The organism is Paenibacillus sp. YAE3 (genome assembly GCF_057546105.1).
The window spans coordinates 335,961-349,438 of the sequence record NZ_BAAIYF010000004.1 but is presented as its reverse complement, the minus strand read 5'-3'; the positions used below and the strand labels follow the sequence as shown (position 1 = coordinate 349,438).

The window sequence follows — 13,478 nt, the reverse complement described above, 5'->3', positions numbered from 1 at the left end:
TTTACATTTATCCCGGGAGATTAAGGATGCAATATAGAATTCAGCACTTCCTGGACTTCCTCCAGCTCCCCGGAGGGAACCAGAATTTCAAATTGCTGCTTGGATAAGTTGACCGGACGGCTTTTCACCAAAAATCCTTCTTCGGTTAGCTTGGCCTGCATCATTTCCGCAACCTTCGCGGTTGGCGCGATATAGATGACCGTCCACATGCCTTTCGTCAGCCCCCTAATCTCATGTTTCTTTAGCCCGCATAATGAAACAATGATAACATAACTCTGTTTTTTCCCGCAAGAAAGAACGGTTCGGCGGATCAAGGGGCGTCGAAAGGCCCGGGATTGTTCAGGAGCCGGAAAGGCCGGAGCCGGGATATGTTTTGGCGCCTTCATGCCTGTGGGCGATGCGGGCCGACGCCGCCGCGGCAAGCCCTGCCACCAGATCGTCCAAAAAAACGTGGATTTCGCCCTTTTTATCGTTCAGCTCCGCGATGATCCCGGTTTTTTCTTTATCCAAATATCCAAAGCTCGTCAATCCGATCATACCATACACGTTGGTGATGCCGACAGCCAAAGTCTCGTCGACGCCATACAGCGGTTCATCCGCCTCCATGATGGCCTGAAGCGGCTGAGGCAGCAGCTTTTGCTCCGCCAGCTCGTCGAGGGCGATCCCCGTAAAAAGCGTATACTGCACCTCCCGCTTCCCAAGCACGGCTTTGACGCTTTCGATGCAATCCTGCACCGTCAAAAGAGGGTGGTAAGCCAGCTGGAGCTGGAGCACGATCTCAGCAATGTCCTCGACCTTGACTCCACGCCGGTTCAGCATGGCTACCGCTGCTTCATACGACATCCGTCATTCCCCCCGCATACGCCGCCGGGGCCTATGGTTTTCGCAAAAAAGCTCCCGGCGCTTCAAAATGTTGTCCCCAAAAGGGTGTTTCTAAGTGTATGCGGAAACGTCCGGAAACGTTCGTAAAATCGGGGTAAACGCCGGCGCAAGCGAGATATCGGCCGACCCGGGCAGTGCTTGATCGGAAGTCGCGCAAGGCCTATGATCCCGTTAACCGAATTTTTAATTATTTGATCCGGACCGTCCCTTCGCCGAGCATCCGCTCGATCTCGACAATGAGCCCGGACGAGGGATCGATCCGGTAAGCGTCGCTTAAAGCTAGCAGCTTCTGGCTTTGCTCATAGAACAGCACGGTCTGTGCCGGGCCCGGATGCTCCTGCAGGAGCACCTTCAAGCGGACAAGCAGGTCGGGATTCTGCTCCGTCTGCGGCGTAATTTTGACGAATACGCGCTGCGAAGCGGTTTTCCCCTGCCCCGGTGCAGCCGGCCGGTTGGCCGGAGCGGCGCCGCCGGCCCGCGGCTCCTCGGGGGCGGGCGCCGGTTTTCGTTCCGGCCGGGAATAGCTCTTTGCCGGGGCGGACTTGGCCCGGGAACGTCTCGCCAGCTGCGCGAGCGCCGCTTCGTCCAGCGGCAGCACGTCCTCGGCCAGCAGCTTGAAGCCCTCGTCCTGCTGCTGGACCTTGGCGCGGAGCGCCAGCAGCTCCCCTTTGCCGACATGCTGCGAGCAGCGCCTCCACACTTCCGGGAACAGCACCACTTCGCAGCGCTCGATCTGGTCCTCCACTTCCATGAAGGCCATCGCTTTTCCCTGCTTGGTCGTAATGGTTTTGACCGAAATGACCATGGCGGCGACGATCGTTTGCGATTCGTCGGCCGCCTCCGCCAGATCCATCAGGCGGTCGACGCCGGGAACGTCCAGCGCCGCATCGTAATCGTCGAGCGGATGGCCGGACAAATACAGGCCGAGCAGCTCCCGTTCGAGCTCCAGCTGCTGTCCGGCCGAAAACGGCGGGATGTCGGGATATTCGATATCCCAGTTCGGCGTCTCGACAAAATCAAACAGCTGGATCTGCAAATCTTCGCGCTCCTTGCGCCATTTCACCGCCGCTTCGACCGTTTCGTCGAGCATGGCAAGCAGCTGGGCGCGATGGCCGGGCAGCGAATCGAAGGCACCGGCCTGGATAAGCGATTCGATCACCCGCTTGTTGCACACCCGCAGGTCGATCCGACGGCAGAAATCCAGCAGGCTTTCGAAAGGTTTTTCTTCCCTGACGAGCATCATGTTTTCGACGGCCTGCGTGCCGACGTTTTTGATGGCCCCCAGCCCGAAACGGATATGGCCCGGGCCGTGCTGCGAACCCGCTTCGTCCGCGACCGGCGTAAAAAGCACGCCGCTTTCGTTGACGTCCGGCGGCAGCACCTCGATGTTCATCCGGCGGCATTCGAGCACGTATTCCGCGACTTTGCGGTGGCTGCCCATGACGGCCGTCAGCATCGATGCCATGAACTGCACCGGGTAATGGGCCTTCAGGTATGCCGTCTGGAACGCGAGCACCGCGTAGGCCGCGGCGTGGGCGCGCGGAAAGCCGTAATCCGCGAAGCGCACGATCATGTCGTAGACGCGGTTTGCGTCCTCTTCGCTGTATCCCTGCTTCAAGCTGCCGGCGACGAAATGGCTTCGCTCCTGATCCAGCACCTCGCGTTTTTTCTTCGATACGGCCCGGCGGAGCAAATCCGCCTCCCCAAGCGAAAAGCCCGCCATCAGCGAGGCGATTTTCATGATTTGTTCCTGATACACGATGATGCCGTAGGTATCGCTCAAAATCGGCTTCAGGTCCTCATGGGGATAATCGACGTCCACCAAGCCATGCTTGGACTGGATGAACTTCGGAATGAACTCCATCGGACCCGGGCGGTACAGCGCCACGACCGAAATGATATCCTCGAAAACGGAAGGCTTCAGCTCCTTCAACACCCTGCGGATGCCGGCCGATTCCAGCTGGAAGATCCCCGTCGTTTCCCCGCTTCCGAGCATGTCGTACGTTTTTTCGTCGTCGTCGGGAATGCTTTGGAAATCCGGGACTTCCCCCGTCATTTCCCCAATCCATTTCATACAGCGTTCGATGATGGACAACGTCCGGAGCCCGAGAAAATCCATTTTGAGCAGCCCGATGCTCTCCAGGTTTTCCATCGAATACTGCGTCAGCGCCGCTTGTTCGCTGCCTTCCTGCAACGGCACCGCATCGGTGAGCGGATCGCGCGATATGACGACGCCCGCGGCATGTGTCGAAGCGTGGCGGGGCATCCCTTCCACCTTCATGGCCATGTCGAGCAATTCGCGGATTTTCGCGTTTTGCTGCGCGTAAGCCTGCAGTTCCCCGCTCATCTCGAGCGCCCGCTTGATGCTGATGCCGTGCGCGGACGGGATGAGCTTGGCCGCCTTGTCCACTTCCCCGTAAGGCACGTTGAGCGCCCTGCCGACGTCGCGCACCGCTGCCCGCGCCGCCATCGTGCCGAACGTAATGATTTGGGCCACATGCTCGTGGCCGTATTTGTCTGCGACGTAGCGGATGACCTCGTCGCGCCGCTCGTCGCTGAAATCGATATCGATATCCGGCATCGTCACGCGTTCCGGATTCAGGAATCGTTCAAAGAGAAGATGATATTTGATCGGATCGACATTCGTGATTTCAAGCACGTACGCAACGAGGCTGCCTGCCGAGGATCCCCTGCCGGGCCCCGTCACGATGCCTTGGCTGTGGGCGTAAGCGATAAAATCCCATACGATCAGGAAATAATCGCTGAAGCCCATGCTTTCGATGACGCCGAGCTCATAGTCCAGGCGTTTGTCCAGCTCCTCCCGGCCTTCCGGCGAGGTCCACAGCTCCGTTTTTTCATAGCGTTTGGCCAGGCCCTCGCGGCATAGACTGCGCAAATACGCGGCCGAATCCATGCCTTCGGGCAGCGGCCGGTATTCCGGGAGAATGGACCGCCCGAATTCCAGCTCGAGGCTGCATTTGTCCGCGATCGCGGCCGTATTGGCGACGGCCTGCGGCACATGCGGGAACAAGCGGGCCATTTCCTCCCCGCTTTTTAAGTACAATTGGTCCGTCTGGATTTGCAGCCGGCCATCATCCTCGATCGTTTTGCCCGTCCCGATGCAGATCAGCACGTCCTGCATGGCGGCGTCCTCGCGTTTCAAATAATGAACGTCGTTGGTTACGGCCAGCTCGATGCCAAGCTCTTCCGCAAGCTCGATCAACTGCGGGTTGACGCGCTTTTGTTCGGGCAGCCCGTGATCCTGAAGCTCCAGGTAGAAATCTTCCCCGAAAATATCGCGGTAACGGATCGCCGCCTTGCGCGCTTCTTCCGTCCTTCCATGCAGAAGATGCTGCGGCACTTCGCCGCCGAGGCAGGCGCTAAGGCAGACGATCCCCTCGTGATGGGCCTTCAAGGCATCCATGTCGATCCGCGGTTTATAATGGTATCCTTCCAAATGGCCGATCGAGCACAATTTCATCAAGTTCCGGTAACCGGTCTCGTTTTTCGCCAGAAGGATCAGATGGTAAATCGGCTGGTCTTTGCGGCTGCCCCGCTCCTTGCGCGAGCCGGCCGTAAGATAAGCCTCGCAGCCGATGATCGGCTTGATGCCGGCCGCAACGCAAGCTTTATAAAAAGGCACGGCGCCGTACATGACCCCGTGGTCGGTCAGCGCCAGCGCCTTCATCCCGTATTCGGCGGCCCCGCGGACAAGGTCCGAGATCCGTGCCGCTCCATCCAGGAGGCTGTATTCGCTATGCACATGAAGATGCACAAATGAACTCATAACACTTCTCCTTTTGGTCCGCTTGGGATGCGGAAAGCGCCATCCCTTTATATTATTTTATCATAAACGCCGAGGCACCGCCCATAGAATGGAATAGAGACCATCGGACAGGCGGATGCCCGTACCCCTCTGAAAGGAATGGATATAATGAGTACCTTTTTATCCAGAGCGATTCTCGATTTTTTCATCGCCTTCGGCATTGTCATCGGGGGGGCGATGGTGGGAGGCGTCGGAGCGGTCATTTCCCTTCAGCCCCCCACCCAGACAATGCTCGACGTGGCGGACCGGATCAAGATTTGGGCTCTCGCCGCAGCCATTGGAGGCACGATCGATCCGATGCGGGTCATCGAAAGCAACGTTTTGGGAGGAAATCTGTCCCCGGCGATCAAGCAGATTTTGTTTCTGTTGTCGGCCTTTCTGGGGGCCCACATGGGTAGCGAGCTCGTAAAATGGGTCTGCGGCGGTAAAGAGTAGCCATGAGGATCCCCCCATTCAACCGCTACCGCCATATTTCGCAGATCGCCGCCGTTTTCGTTTTGGGCGCCGTCGTCGGCGCGGTCGTATACAACGCCATTTTTCAGAACAGCTACAATTTGCTCTGGCTGTCGAATCAGGACTTGGAGAGCCAGCTCCAACAATACGATGACGATATTAAAACGTTAAAGAAGTACAGGCATCAGCAAACGGTCATCCGGGAGATCAAAATCCGCAGCGAGCAGCAGGAGCCCCCGCTCGATCCCGTCGTGGAAAAGGCCATCATCGTGAAGCTCGGGGACGATTTGGACGTGCTTCGCGGCCAGAACGTGTTCGAAATCGACACGTACAGCAAATTCGTCCGGAAGCTGCTCGACAAAAAAATATACCTTGTCCGTGAAAAGGAATATACCGTCGAAATCAAAACGCTGCTGCTGATGGAAGGGATGCTGCAAATCTGGGTGGAAATCCATCCGGTCAAAGTGCGAAATCCATAGAATCATGGTACAATGATCCTCATTAGGATTTAAAAGGGGATGTAAGCGACTGATGGTTATTTTCCTCCGCTATTTGCTTTTTGCGCTGCTGGTCGTTTCCTGCATCGGCGCGGCTCTGTACAGCAGCCGCTCACGGCGCGCGAAAGATGCCAGGGAACGCGGAATATACGGAGCCGTCATGAATATTTTCATGGGGATCATGCTGGTCGTGCTGGCACTGATTGCCATGTTCATGTTCAGGGGCTCGACGGTGGCGGTCATCATCGAAGCGGTGTTCCTGGTCCTCGGGGCCTTCAACATTTTTGCCGGCATCCGCAACCGCAGCTACTTTGGGCGCATGAAATCGAACGACGCGGGTTAAACCGGGCCCGTACCGCAAAAAGCCGGACGCTCCGCAAAGGTGCGTCCGGCTTTTTTTGCTGCGCTTTTAAAACCGTCCCTGCAGCCCTAGCCGTGTTCGATGGACTGCAGCGTCAGGACCGCTTTGGCGACCAAGCTGTCCATGTGCGTCATTTCGATTTCCATCTTGCACGTCCGGCGGCTCGCCTCAAGCAGGCGCGGCATGACGGCGACGGGATCTTCGATCTGGACGGGTCGCACGAAATAGGTGGACATGTTGTCGAGCACGAAATCGTTGCCCGTCATGTCCTTCGCGGCGCGCAGCGCGGCCTGCGTCATGACCGTCGTCAGGATGCCTTCGGAAATCGTCCCGAGATCCGTCGCCATCTGCGGCGTAATGAAGCCGTGGAAAAACAGCCGCCCCTCTTCGTCCCGCTCATCGGCAAAACCGTTCCAGATCAAATGATCGAACGTCTCCCCAAGCTGCGGCTGCTTGCGTGCGTCGCGCATCGCCTGCAGCACTTCCTTGCGCGAAACGGTGGCCACCAGCTTGCGGTTTTTGTCGATGATCGGCAGGAAGTCGATGCCTTCCCACATCATCAGCTGCGCCGCCGACGCCAGCGAGGTTTGCAGCGTCGCGGTCACCGGATTGCGGACAAGCACCTTTTCGATGCTTTGCTCCGGCGGCAGGTTCCTCAGATCGCTGCGGTTGACGATGCCGAGCACCCGGTTCCATTCGTCGACGACCGGCAGCCGCGTATCGCCTTTTTGCTCGGACAACGCCAGGCTTTCGCCTGCCGTGCTGGACAGCTTGAGCGCATGGATTTTCGGCTTGCTGCCGACGATATCCTCGACGATCATGATTTTTTTCTTGATCAGCCGGTCGAAGATCGCCCGGTTAATTAGCGACGCCACGGTAAACGTATCATGCCGCGACGAAAAAATCGGCAGATTGAGCTGATCGGCCAGCGCCTTTACCTCTTTGCTCGTGCCGAAACCGCCCGTGATCAGCACCCCCGCTCCCTGCTCCAAAGCCAGCGTGTGCGCGTTCTCGCGGTTCCCGACGATGAGCAGGCTTCCGGCGTCGATGTAACGAGCCATGGCATCCACCTTCATCGCCCCGATCACGTACTTATGCAGGTTTTTATGCAGGCCTTCGGCCCCTCCGAGGACATGTCCTTCCACGATTTCAACGACATCCGCAAAGGTAAGCTGCTCGGATATGTTGCGCGGCTTCTTTTCGACCCGGACGGTGCCGATCCGCTCCTTCGTCACGACGATGCCGAGATTTTCCGCGTCCTTGAGCGCGCGGTAAGCCGTTCCTTCGCTGACGGACATTTCCCTGGCCAATTTGCGGACGGAAATTTTCGTGCCGACCTTCAACCCTTCGATATGCAGCAGCAACTGCTCGTGTTTCGTAATCGCGTCATCACGGCCTTCCAAGCTGTTACACCCCCATCACTTCAACTGTACTATTCTGTATCTATATCATAGCATTCCAAGGCGCGCAAAAAAAGCCGCAGCGCAAAGCGCCGCAGCTTTTTTCGTACTTTCATCCGGATTTTTGCAACATCCTCACATATGTTCCTGGCTGCGCTGTTTTTCCTCCGGCCATTTCAATTGCCATTGACGCAGCTTCTCCGCCTTGATCCGGTCAAGCGTCTTCTGCTTCTCTTCGTCCACGCCGAGCAAATAATGCAGATGCGCCCCGATGACCAGAAAAGCGAACAGCGCCCAGGCGACCCCGAACGCCGACGTCCAGGACCAGCCTCCGCTAAAGGAAATCAGGGGCAGGGCATACACCAGCATGGCCAAAGCCACGATCAGATACAGGGAATGTTTGATTTTCTTTGCTTTTTTCATTTTGCGGCAGCTCCTTCACTCGTAAATCTATATTTCTACTCTATGAAGGCCGGCCGGAAAATATGAGACAAGTTTTGAAAAACATCCCTGCCAAAAAAACGTCAGCGCGTCACCCGGGGGATATTACAAACTTTGCCCGCCGTAAAGGTCCTGAAGGCTGTCCGAAATCGTTTTGTTGATATCCTCGATGATCGTGCTGAGGCGGCGTTCCGCATCAAACAAGCGGCGGATGTTCAGGTTGAGGCTGAGCACGTCGAAGAGCTTTTCCATCTGTTCCATTTCATCCTGGGACGGCATATCGCCGGACATCATCCGCTGCTGGATTTCCATCTGGCGTTTTCTGAAGTCCTCCAGCATGCGCTTGCTTTCGAGGTCTTGCTCGATCAGGCTCATCGCCGATTTGATGTCCTTTACTTCCTGGCATTCCTTCAGCGCTTTGGCCAGTTCATTCGTTTTGTCATAAATATTCATGTGTGTAGTTCCTCCTTACGAAATATGAAAGCTGCAGATCCCCGATTTTATAAAAATGGGTCAATCACCAAGGGATATATGTCCTCATATGATACATTACATGCAAAACGCAGATGCACCTTATCTGCCCTGTAGACATCAAGTTGCTGTTGGAAGGAGATCCACGATGTCCAAAAAAACGCTACCGGTCCAAATGTTCACTCCGGGCAATCTGAAGGAAAACGCCATTGTGCTCGGAGAGAAGCTGGTCAAACAGTGGAAGATTCCTACCGACCGTCCTCTGCAGTTGGCATTTGGTTCCTTCAGACAAGAGATCACCGTCGTTCCCGCAGCCAAATCCAGCGGACTGCGAATCAGTGAGCCTCTGGCCCGCCGAATGGGTCTTTTTTCTCGTCCGGTACTGAGGGCGGCCTATCATTCTACGAGTCGCACGCTCAGACTGGGACCGCTCATCAGCGTGCTGATCAGTCGGGACAATCCGGAACAACCCGATAAACCGTTTGGCTCCATATCCATGTTCTGCCGGGAACTGGTTAACGCCTGCCGGAAGCAGGGAGCCTATGTATACTTCTTTACCCCTGACCACATTCGGGAAGGAGCGGGCAGTATACAGGGTTGGGTATATGACGACGGGTGGCGCCAGACGTCCATGCCGATCGCGGATGTCATCAACAACCGTCTCACCACCCGCAAAATGGAGAATAAACCTAGCGTACAGCATTTTATGAAAGAAGTAAAATCGCTCTACGGCGCGCATGTTTTTAATGAAAGGTTTCTGGACAAAAACGAGGTCTTCGACACGCTCAAATCCGACTCCTCCCTTGCCAGGTATATGCCCGAATCTTACTTGCTTACCGGTTTTTCCATGCTCAAAAAAATGTGCCAGCATTATCCGGTCGTGTTCCTGAAGCCGGTGCGCGGCAGTCTCGGCAAAGGCATCATCCGCATCGCAAGGCAACCGGACGGTACCTACCAGACGCTGGCCACTTCGACCGCCGGTGCCCGCAGGCAGACTTACTCCAGCATCACGAAGCTGTTTTCGGGTTTGTCCGGCAAAATGAAAACGACGCGCTACCAAATCCAGCAAGGGCTCAACCTGATCGACCATGCCAAAAGACCGATCGACTTTCGGGCTCTGGTACAAAAAAACGGGTCGGGGAATTGGCACGTGACATCCATCGTAGCCCGGATCGCCGGCGGCAACCATTTCGTTTCCAATCTGGCCCGCGGCGGCACCCTCAGCTCAGTCAAAGATGCAGTGAGCAAGTGCCTGCTGCCTTCGGAGGTCAAAAATACGGCTTACGTCAAGCTGCACCGGGCGTCCCTAGACATCGCCAGGGGAATCGACAACCTGATTCCGGTGCATTTCGGGGAGCTCGGCATCGACCTCGCGATGGACAATTCCGGGAAAATTTGGCTGCTGGAGGTCAACTCCAAGCCTTCCAAAAACGACAATACCCCGCTTAACGAGCAAAAAATCAGGCCCTCGGTCAAAAGGCTGCTCGAATACTGCTGCTATTTGTCCGGTTTTTAAAGGAGGCGCATCATGAAAAGCACCACGCTCGGGACGCTCGGCATCATGTGCTGCCGCCGCGCGGGCAGTCCCCCGTTTTCCGATGAAGGCTACTGCCGGAAACTTTCGGTTCTCGGCAAAAAATACGGCATCCGGGTCATCGTCTTTCGCCCGTCGGACGCTTCCAGGGACCGCACCTTCGTTCACGGTTTCATCTACGGGGAAGGCGGCTGGAGGCAAAGCCGGTTTCCTTTTCCGGATATCGTATACGACCGCTGTCTGTTCCACACCGGAAGGGAATTCAAACTGGCGGCAAGCCTGTTGTCGGATTCCCGGGCCGCCAAGGATTGGACCTTATGGTCGCGCGCGCTTCCGGGGAAGTGGCAGGTCTACCGGATTTTGAAAAAAGACCCCAGCCTTCTGCCTTACCTTCCTCCCACCGAGATCTACCGGGGAAAAAAAAGCCTCCTGGAAGCACTCGAATCCTACGGCGGAGAAGCGTTCCTGAAACCGAAGGGCGGGTCCCAAGGCAAAAACGCGCTCTATGTCCGGGTCGACCGGGAAAGCGGGACCTGGACGGCCAAAGGCAGGGACTCCCAAAACCGGCCCGTGGAAAAAATCTTCCGGTCCGAAGCTGCGGCGGTGCGGTGGGTGACGGAATTTACGGAAAACCGAACGTATATCATCCAGCCGTTTCTGCATTTGCAGGGCAGGAATGGCCGGTCTTTTGATACCAGGGTGTTAATGCAGAAAAATGAAAAAGGGTTGTGGATGCGAACCGGTACCGCGGTTCGGGAGGGCGCCTCGGGTAGCATCACATCCAATCTTCACGGCGGCGGAAAAGCCCTTCCCGTCCTGCCGTACCTCAGCGGACAATTCGGAGCCGATCAGGCGAAGCGGTTGACGTCCGTCATCTCGCAGCTGTCGGAGAAGATTCCGCCGATTCTGGAAAGTCATTTTGGCCGGCTCGGAGAACTGGGCATCGATTTCGGAATCGATACGAAAGGGAACGTTTGGCTGCTCGAAGTAAACTCCAAGCCGGGACGCACCTCCATCCGGCAGGCAGGTGATCCGGACAGCGCCGTTCTCGCGTCGGAAAATCCGCTCCGTTACGCCCGCTATCTACTGCTTCGACAACTTAGGAGGGTAAATTGATGAGTTTGACTTTTTGTAATGTTCATTTTTCGCAGAAGCCCGAGAAAGTCGTCTACGTTTCCAACAACTTACTGAAAAGCTTAAAGCTGTCCGGCAAAAAAAACATCCAGCTTCGTCTCGGGAGAGACGTGATCCATGCTGCCGTAAAGTCCATCAACAAACCGGGGAAACATCTGTACCTCGGCTCGGGCGTCCGCAACGGCATCCGCGTGCCTTCGGCCGGCGGCGTTTATATACGCAACCAGGATAACGAGTTTCAGCTCGGCCCGCTGATCGGCGTGCTTTCGGATGGGCCCACGAACACCTCCCAGCCTTTCGGGTCGCGCACGCAATTCATCAAGCAGCTGCTCCGGGAAGGCAGGAAAAAATGCTATATTTTCGCTTTTACGCCCCGGGACATCAATTGGCAGCAGGAAACGGTCAACGGTTACTTTCTCAGCGAAAACGGCAGCTTTTACAGGAGAACCGTCCCGCTGCCCGACGTCGTGTACAACCGGCTCCCGAGCCGGAAGGCCGAAACCTCTTCCCCGATCATCCAGCTGCGCGAACGCCTGGGCCGCAGGAAAATCCCTTACTTCAACTGGAGCTTTTTTAACAAATCGGATATCTACCGCCTGCTCGAAAACGATAATACCGTCAACAAATACGTTCCCGAGTCCCATATGAATCCGACCCCCGAAAAAATCAAGGAAATGCTGGAAAGGCATCAGTTCCTGTACTACAAGCCCTCGGGCGGCAGCTTGGGAAAAGGCATCTACCGCCTGACGTACCTGCCGAAAAAAGGCTATTTCGCCCGCTACCGCAAAGGAAGCGGCAACGTGCTGCTCCGCTTCAGTTCCTTTAACAGCATGATGCGGATGCTTCAGGCGAGGCACGGCCGGTCGTTAAGCTCCTATGTCATCCAGCAGGGGATCCGTCTCGTCGAAATCGACAACTGCCCCATCGATTTTCGCTTCCACATGCATAAGAACGGAAAAAACAACTGGGTGGTCGTCGGCATAGGCGCCAAAAAAGCCGGACGGGGCAGCGTGACGACGCATTTGAAAAACGGCGGTTCCCTGCTGACCCCGGAACAAGCGCTGAGCCGGGCCTTCGGGCCAAGATCCGAAGAAGTGCTGCAAAACGCCAAAAAAGTCGCCATTACGCTTGCCGAAGCCATCGAGTTCCACCACCAGCACCTGCTTGGCGAAATCGGATTCGATCTCGGGATCGATCAGGATGAGAAGGTATGGATGTTCGAAGCCAACGCAAAACCGGGCCGCTCCATCTTCAGCCATCCTTCCCTCAGGTCGGAAGGGAAAGCTTCTGTGGAGCATATTCTCGAACATTGCCTTTACCTTAGCAAATTCCGCAGGAGGGATTCCGAGTGACAACGACCATCAGCGAAGAAAACGGCAAACCCGTCGTCGCGATCCTGACGGTGTCGGGCGGACCGAAGTATTTCCGGGGAAACCTGGCCAACTTTGAAGATATCGTCAAGACCGGACAGGAAATGGGATATCTGGTCTATGTCGTGACGATCAAGGATCTCAAGCTGCAGGAAGAGCGGTTAAGAGGCTACACCCTCAATCCGGACGGCGAATGGGAGAAGCAGCTTTTCCCCCTCCCGAACGTCATTTACAACCGGATTCCTCAGCGGGAGGATGAACTGAAGCCCCAGGTTCGGAAAAAAATCAAGGAGTGCCTGGTCCATCCGACCATCAAGTTTTATAATCCGTATTTTTTCAATAAATGGCATCTGTTCGAATGGCTCAAAAAATCGAAAGCCACCGGGCATCTCGTGCCCAAAACCCGAAGGCTGCGGGGAGAGTCCGGCTTGCAAAAGATGCTTGAACGTTATCCTTCCCTCTATCTGAAGCCCGAAAGCGGCAAAGCCGGCAAAGGCATCATGATGCTGAAATACCAGCAGGACAAACCGCTTCCGTACCGGCTGAAGGTTCAGCATCATCGAAGCAGCACGACGTACAAGGGGGCCAGCATTCACCGGCTGTGGAAACGGATTAAAGCGGAAACCGGCACCAGCCGTTATATCGTCCAGCAAGCCATCGAGCTTGCGTCCATTGAGCAGCGCCCGTTCGATTTGCGGGTGCTGCTGCAAAAGACGGGAAAAGGGCAATGGGGCGTCACGGGCGTGGGAGCGCGCATGGCCGGCTCCAAAAGCATTACGACCCACGTCCCCCGGGGCGGCAGCATCGAAGATCCGGGCAAATTGCTGACGGCCGTGTTCGGCGAAGGCAGCGCGCCCGGCATGATCAACCGCGTCAAAACGACCGCGATCGTCATCGCCAGGCAAATCGAAAAGGCTTCCGGCCATCCGCACGGCGAAATGTCCATGGATCTGGGCGTTGACACCTCGGGCGGCATCTGGTTTTTCGAGGCCAACGCCAAACCGATGAAATTCGACGAGCCGCATATCCGCCAAAAATCGCTTGAGCGGATTTTCCAATACAGCCATTACCTTGCGAACGCCCAGAAGCCGTAACGTTAAAAGGAAGTG

At 56.1% G+C, this 13,478-nt stretch carries 13 protein-coding genes; 7 read left to right on the top strand and 6 right to left on the bottom strand.

Annotation, left to right across the window (positions count from 1 at the left end; all coding sequences use genetic code 11):
- Positions 1-20 precede the first annotated feature (20 nt).
- From AC27KL_RS10295 to AC27KL_RS10285, 3 genes are all read right to left on the bottom strand, one after another.
- On the bottom strand, positions 21-209 hold the full coding sequence (locus AC27KL_RS10295) for a glutamate decarboxylase (protein ID WP_487169593.1): 189 nt from the start codon (positions 207-209) through the stop codon (positions 21-23).
- A 130-nt stretch (positions 210-339) separates the two neighbouring features.
- Positions 340-843 (bottom strand): phosphatidylglycerophosphatase A family protein, encoded by a 504-nt coding sequence (locus AC27KL_RS10290; RefSeq protein ID WP_339321825.1) that lies wholly within the window; start codon positions 841-843, stop codon positions 340-342.
- A gap of 226 nt (positions 844-1,069) precedes the next feature.
- Positions 1,070-4,669 carry a DNA polymerase III subunit alpha gene (locus tag AC27KL_RS10285; RefSeq protein WP_487169592.1) on the bottom strand — a complete coding sequence of 1,200 codons (3,600 nt, stop codon included), beginning with the start codon at positions 4,667-4,669 and terminating at the stop codon, positions 1,070-1,072.
- Between the two features lie 147 nt (positions 4,670-4,816).
- On the opposite strand from AC27KL_RS10285, the gene AC27KL_RS10280 reads away from it, so the two are divergent.
- Genes AC27KL_RS10280 through AC27KL_RS10270 form a run of 3 tightly spaced genes read left to right on the top strand, consistent with a single transcriptional unit; the run spans position 4,817 to position 6,001 of the window.
- The gene (locus AC27KL_RS10280) at positions 4,817-5,143 is read left to right on the top strand and encodes a YtrH family sporulation protein (protein ID WP_339321827.1); all 327 of its coding nucleotides are present in this window, start codon (positions 4,817-4,819) and stop codon (positions 5,141-5,143) included.
- Between the two features lie 2 nt (positions 5,144-5,145).
- Positions 5,146-5,640 (top strand): sporulation membrane protein YtrI, encoded by a 495-nt coding sequence (locus AC27KL_RS10275; protein ID WP_036707845.1) that lies wholly within the window; start codon positions 5,146-5,148, stop codon positions 5,638-5,640.
- A gap of 52 nt (positions 5,641-5,692) precedes the next feature.
- Complete coding sequence (locus tag AC27KL_RS10270; RefSeq protein WP_487169591.1) at positions 5,693-6,001, top strand: YtpI family protein; 309 nt, start codon at positions 5,693-5,695, stop codon at positions 5,999-6,001.
- A gap of 86 nt (positions 6,002-6,087) precedes the next feature.
- Here AC27KL_RS10270 and AC27KL_RS10265 read toward each other — a convergent pair whose 3' ends face one another.
- The 3 genes from AC27KL_RS10265 to AC27KL_RS10255 form a co-directional block, all read right to left on the bottom strand.
- A complete protein-coding gene (locus AC27KL_RS10265) occupies positions 6,088-7,422 on the bottom strand; it encodes a DRTGG domain-containing protein (protein ID WP_036707840.1) in 1,335 nt (444 codons plus the stop codon).
- A 132-nt stretch (positions 7,423-7,554) separates the two neighbouring features.
- The gene (locus AC27KL_RS10260) at positions 7,555-7,842 is read right to left on the bottom strand and encodes a hypothetical protein (RefSeq protein ID WP_036707838.1); all 288 of its coding nucleotides are present in this window, start codon (positions 7,840-7,842) and stop codon (positions 7,555-7,557) included.
- Between the two features lie 123 nt (positions 7,843-7,965).
- Positions 7,966-8,313: a YlbF/YmcA family competence regulator gene (locus AC27KL_RS10255; RefSeq protein ID WP_339321830.1), complete on the bottom strand. Its 348-nt coding sequence runs from the start codon at positions 8,311-8,313 to the stop codon at positions 7,966-7,968.
- Positions 8,314-8,479: 166 nt separating this feature from the next.
- Here AC27KL_RS10255 and AC27KL_RS10250 point away from each other — a divergent pair, with 166 nt between their 5' ends.
- Genes AC27KL_RS10250 through AC27KL_RS10235 form a run of 4 tightly spaced genes read left to right on the top strand, consistent with a single transcriptional unit; the run spans position 8,480 to position 13,463 of the window.
- A complete protein-coding gene (locus AC27KL_RS10250) occupies positions 8,480-9,847 on the top strand; it encodes a YheC/YheD family endospore coat-associated protein (protein WP_212950422.1) in 1,368 nt (455 codons plus the stop codon).
- Positions 9,848-9,859: 12 nt separating this feature from the next.
- Positions 9,860-10,981, top strand: coding sequence for a YheC/YheD family endospore coat-associated protein (locus tag AC27KL_RS10245; protein ID WP_339321832.1), 1,122 nt, complete (start codon positions 9,860-9,862; stop codon positions 10,979-10,981).
- Entirely contained in the window at positions 10,981-12,351 is a 1,371-nt protein-coding gene (locus AC27KL_RS10240) for a YheC/YheD family endospore coat-associated protein (protein WP_339321833.1), read from the top strand. Before AC27KL_RS10245 ends, AC27KL_RS10240 begins: the two co-directional genes overlap by 1 nt.
- Positions 12,348-13,463 (top strand): YheC/YheD family endospore coat-associated protein, encoded by a 1,116-nt coding sequence (locus AC27KL_RS10235; protein WP_487169590.1) that lies wholly within the window; start codon positions 12,348-12,350, stop codon positions 13,461-13,463. Before AC27KL_RS10240 ends, AC27KL_RS10235 begins: the two co-directional genes overlap by 4 nt.
- Positions 13,464-13,478: the final 15 nt, after the last annotated feature.

Bases quoted from the DNA above. Each gene is read 5' to 3' on its own strand.
- AC27KL_RS10255 (WP_339321830.1), bottom strand. From the start codon at position 8,313: ATGAATATTTATGACAAAACGAATGAACTGGCCAAAGCGCTGAAGGAA.
- AC27KL_RS10240 (WP_339321833.1), top strand. From the start codon at position 10,981: ATGAGTTTGACTTTTTGTAATGTTCATTTTTCGCAGAAGCCCGAGAAA.
- AC27KL_RS10280 (WP_339321827.1), top strand. From the start codon at position 4,817: ATGAGTACCTTTTTATCCAGAGCGATTCTCGATTTTTTCATCGCCTTC.
- AC27KL_RS10270 (WP_487169591.1), top strand. From the start codon at position 5,693: ATGGTTATTTTCCTCCGCTATTTGCTTTTTGCGCTGCTGGTCGTTTCC.
- AC27KL_RS10295 (WP_487169593.1), bottom strand. From the start codon at position 209: ATGTGGACGGTCATCTATATCGCGCCAACCGCGAAGGTTGCGGAAATG.
- AC27KL_RS10290 (WP_339321825.1), bottom strand. From the start codon at position 843: ATGTCGTATGAAGCAGCGGTAGCCATGCTGAACCGGCGTGGAGTCAAG.
- AC27KL_RS10250 (WP_212950422.1), top strand. From the start codon at position 8,480: ATGTCCAAAAAAACGCTACCGGTCCAAATGTTCACTCCGGGCAATCTG.
- AC27KL_RS10245 (WP_339321832.1), top strand. From the start codon at position 9,860: ATGAAAAGCACCACGCTCGGGACGCTCGGCATCATGTGCTGCCGCCGC.
- AC27KL_RS10285 (WP_487169592.1), bottom strand. From the start codon at position 4,669: ATGAGTTCATTTGTGCATCTTCATGTGCATAGCGAATACAGCCTCCTG.
- AC27KL_RS10260 (WP_036707838.1), bottom strand. From the start codon at position 7,842: ATGAAAAAAGCAAAGAAAATCAAACATTCCCTGTATCTGATCGTGGCT.
- AC27KL_RS10275 (WP_036707845.1), top strand. From the start codon at position 5,146: ATGAGGATCCCCCCATTCAACCGCTACCGCCATATTTCGCAGATCGCC.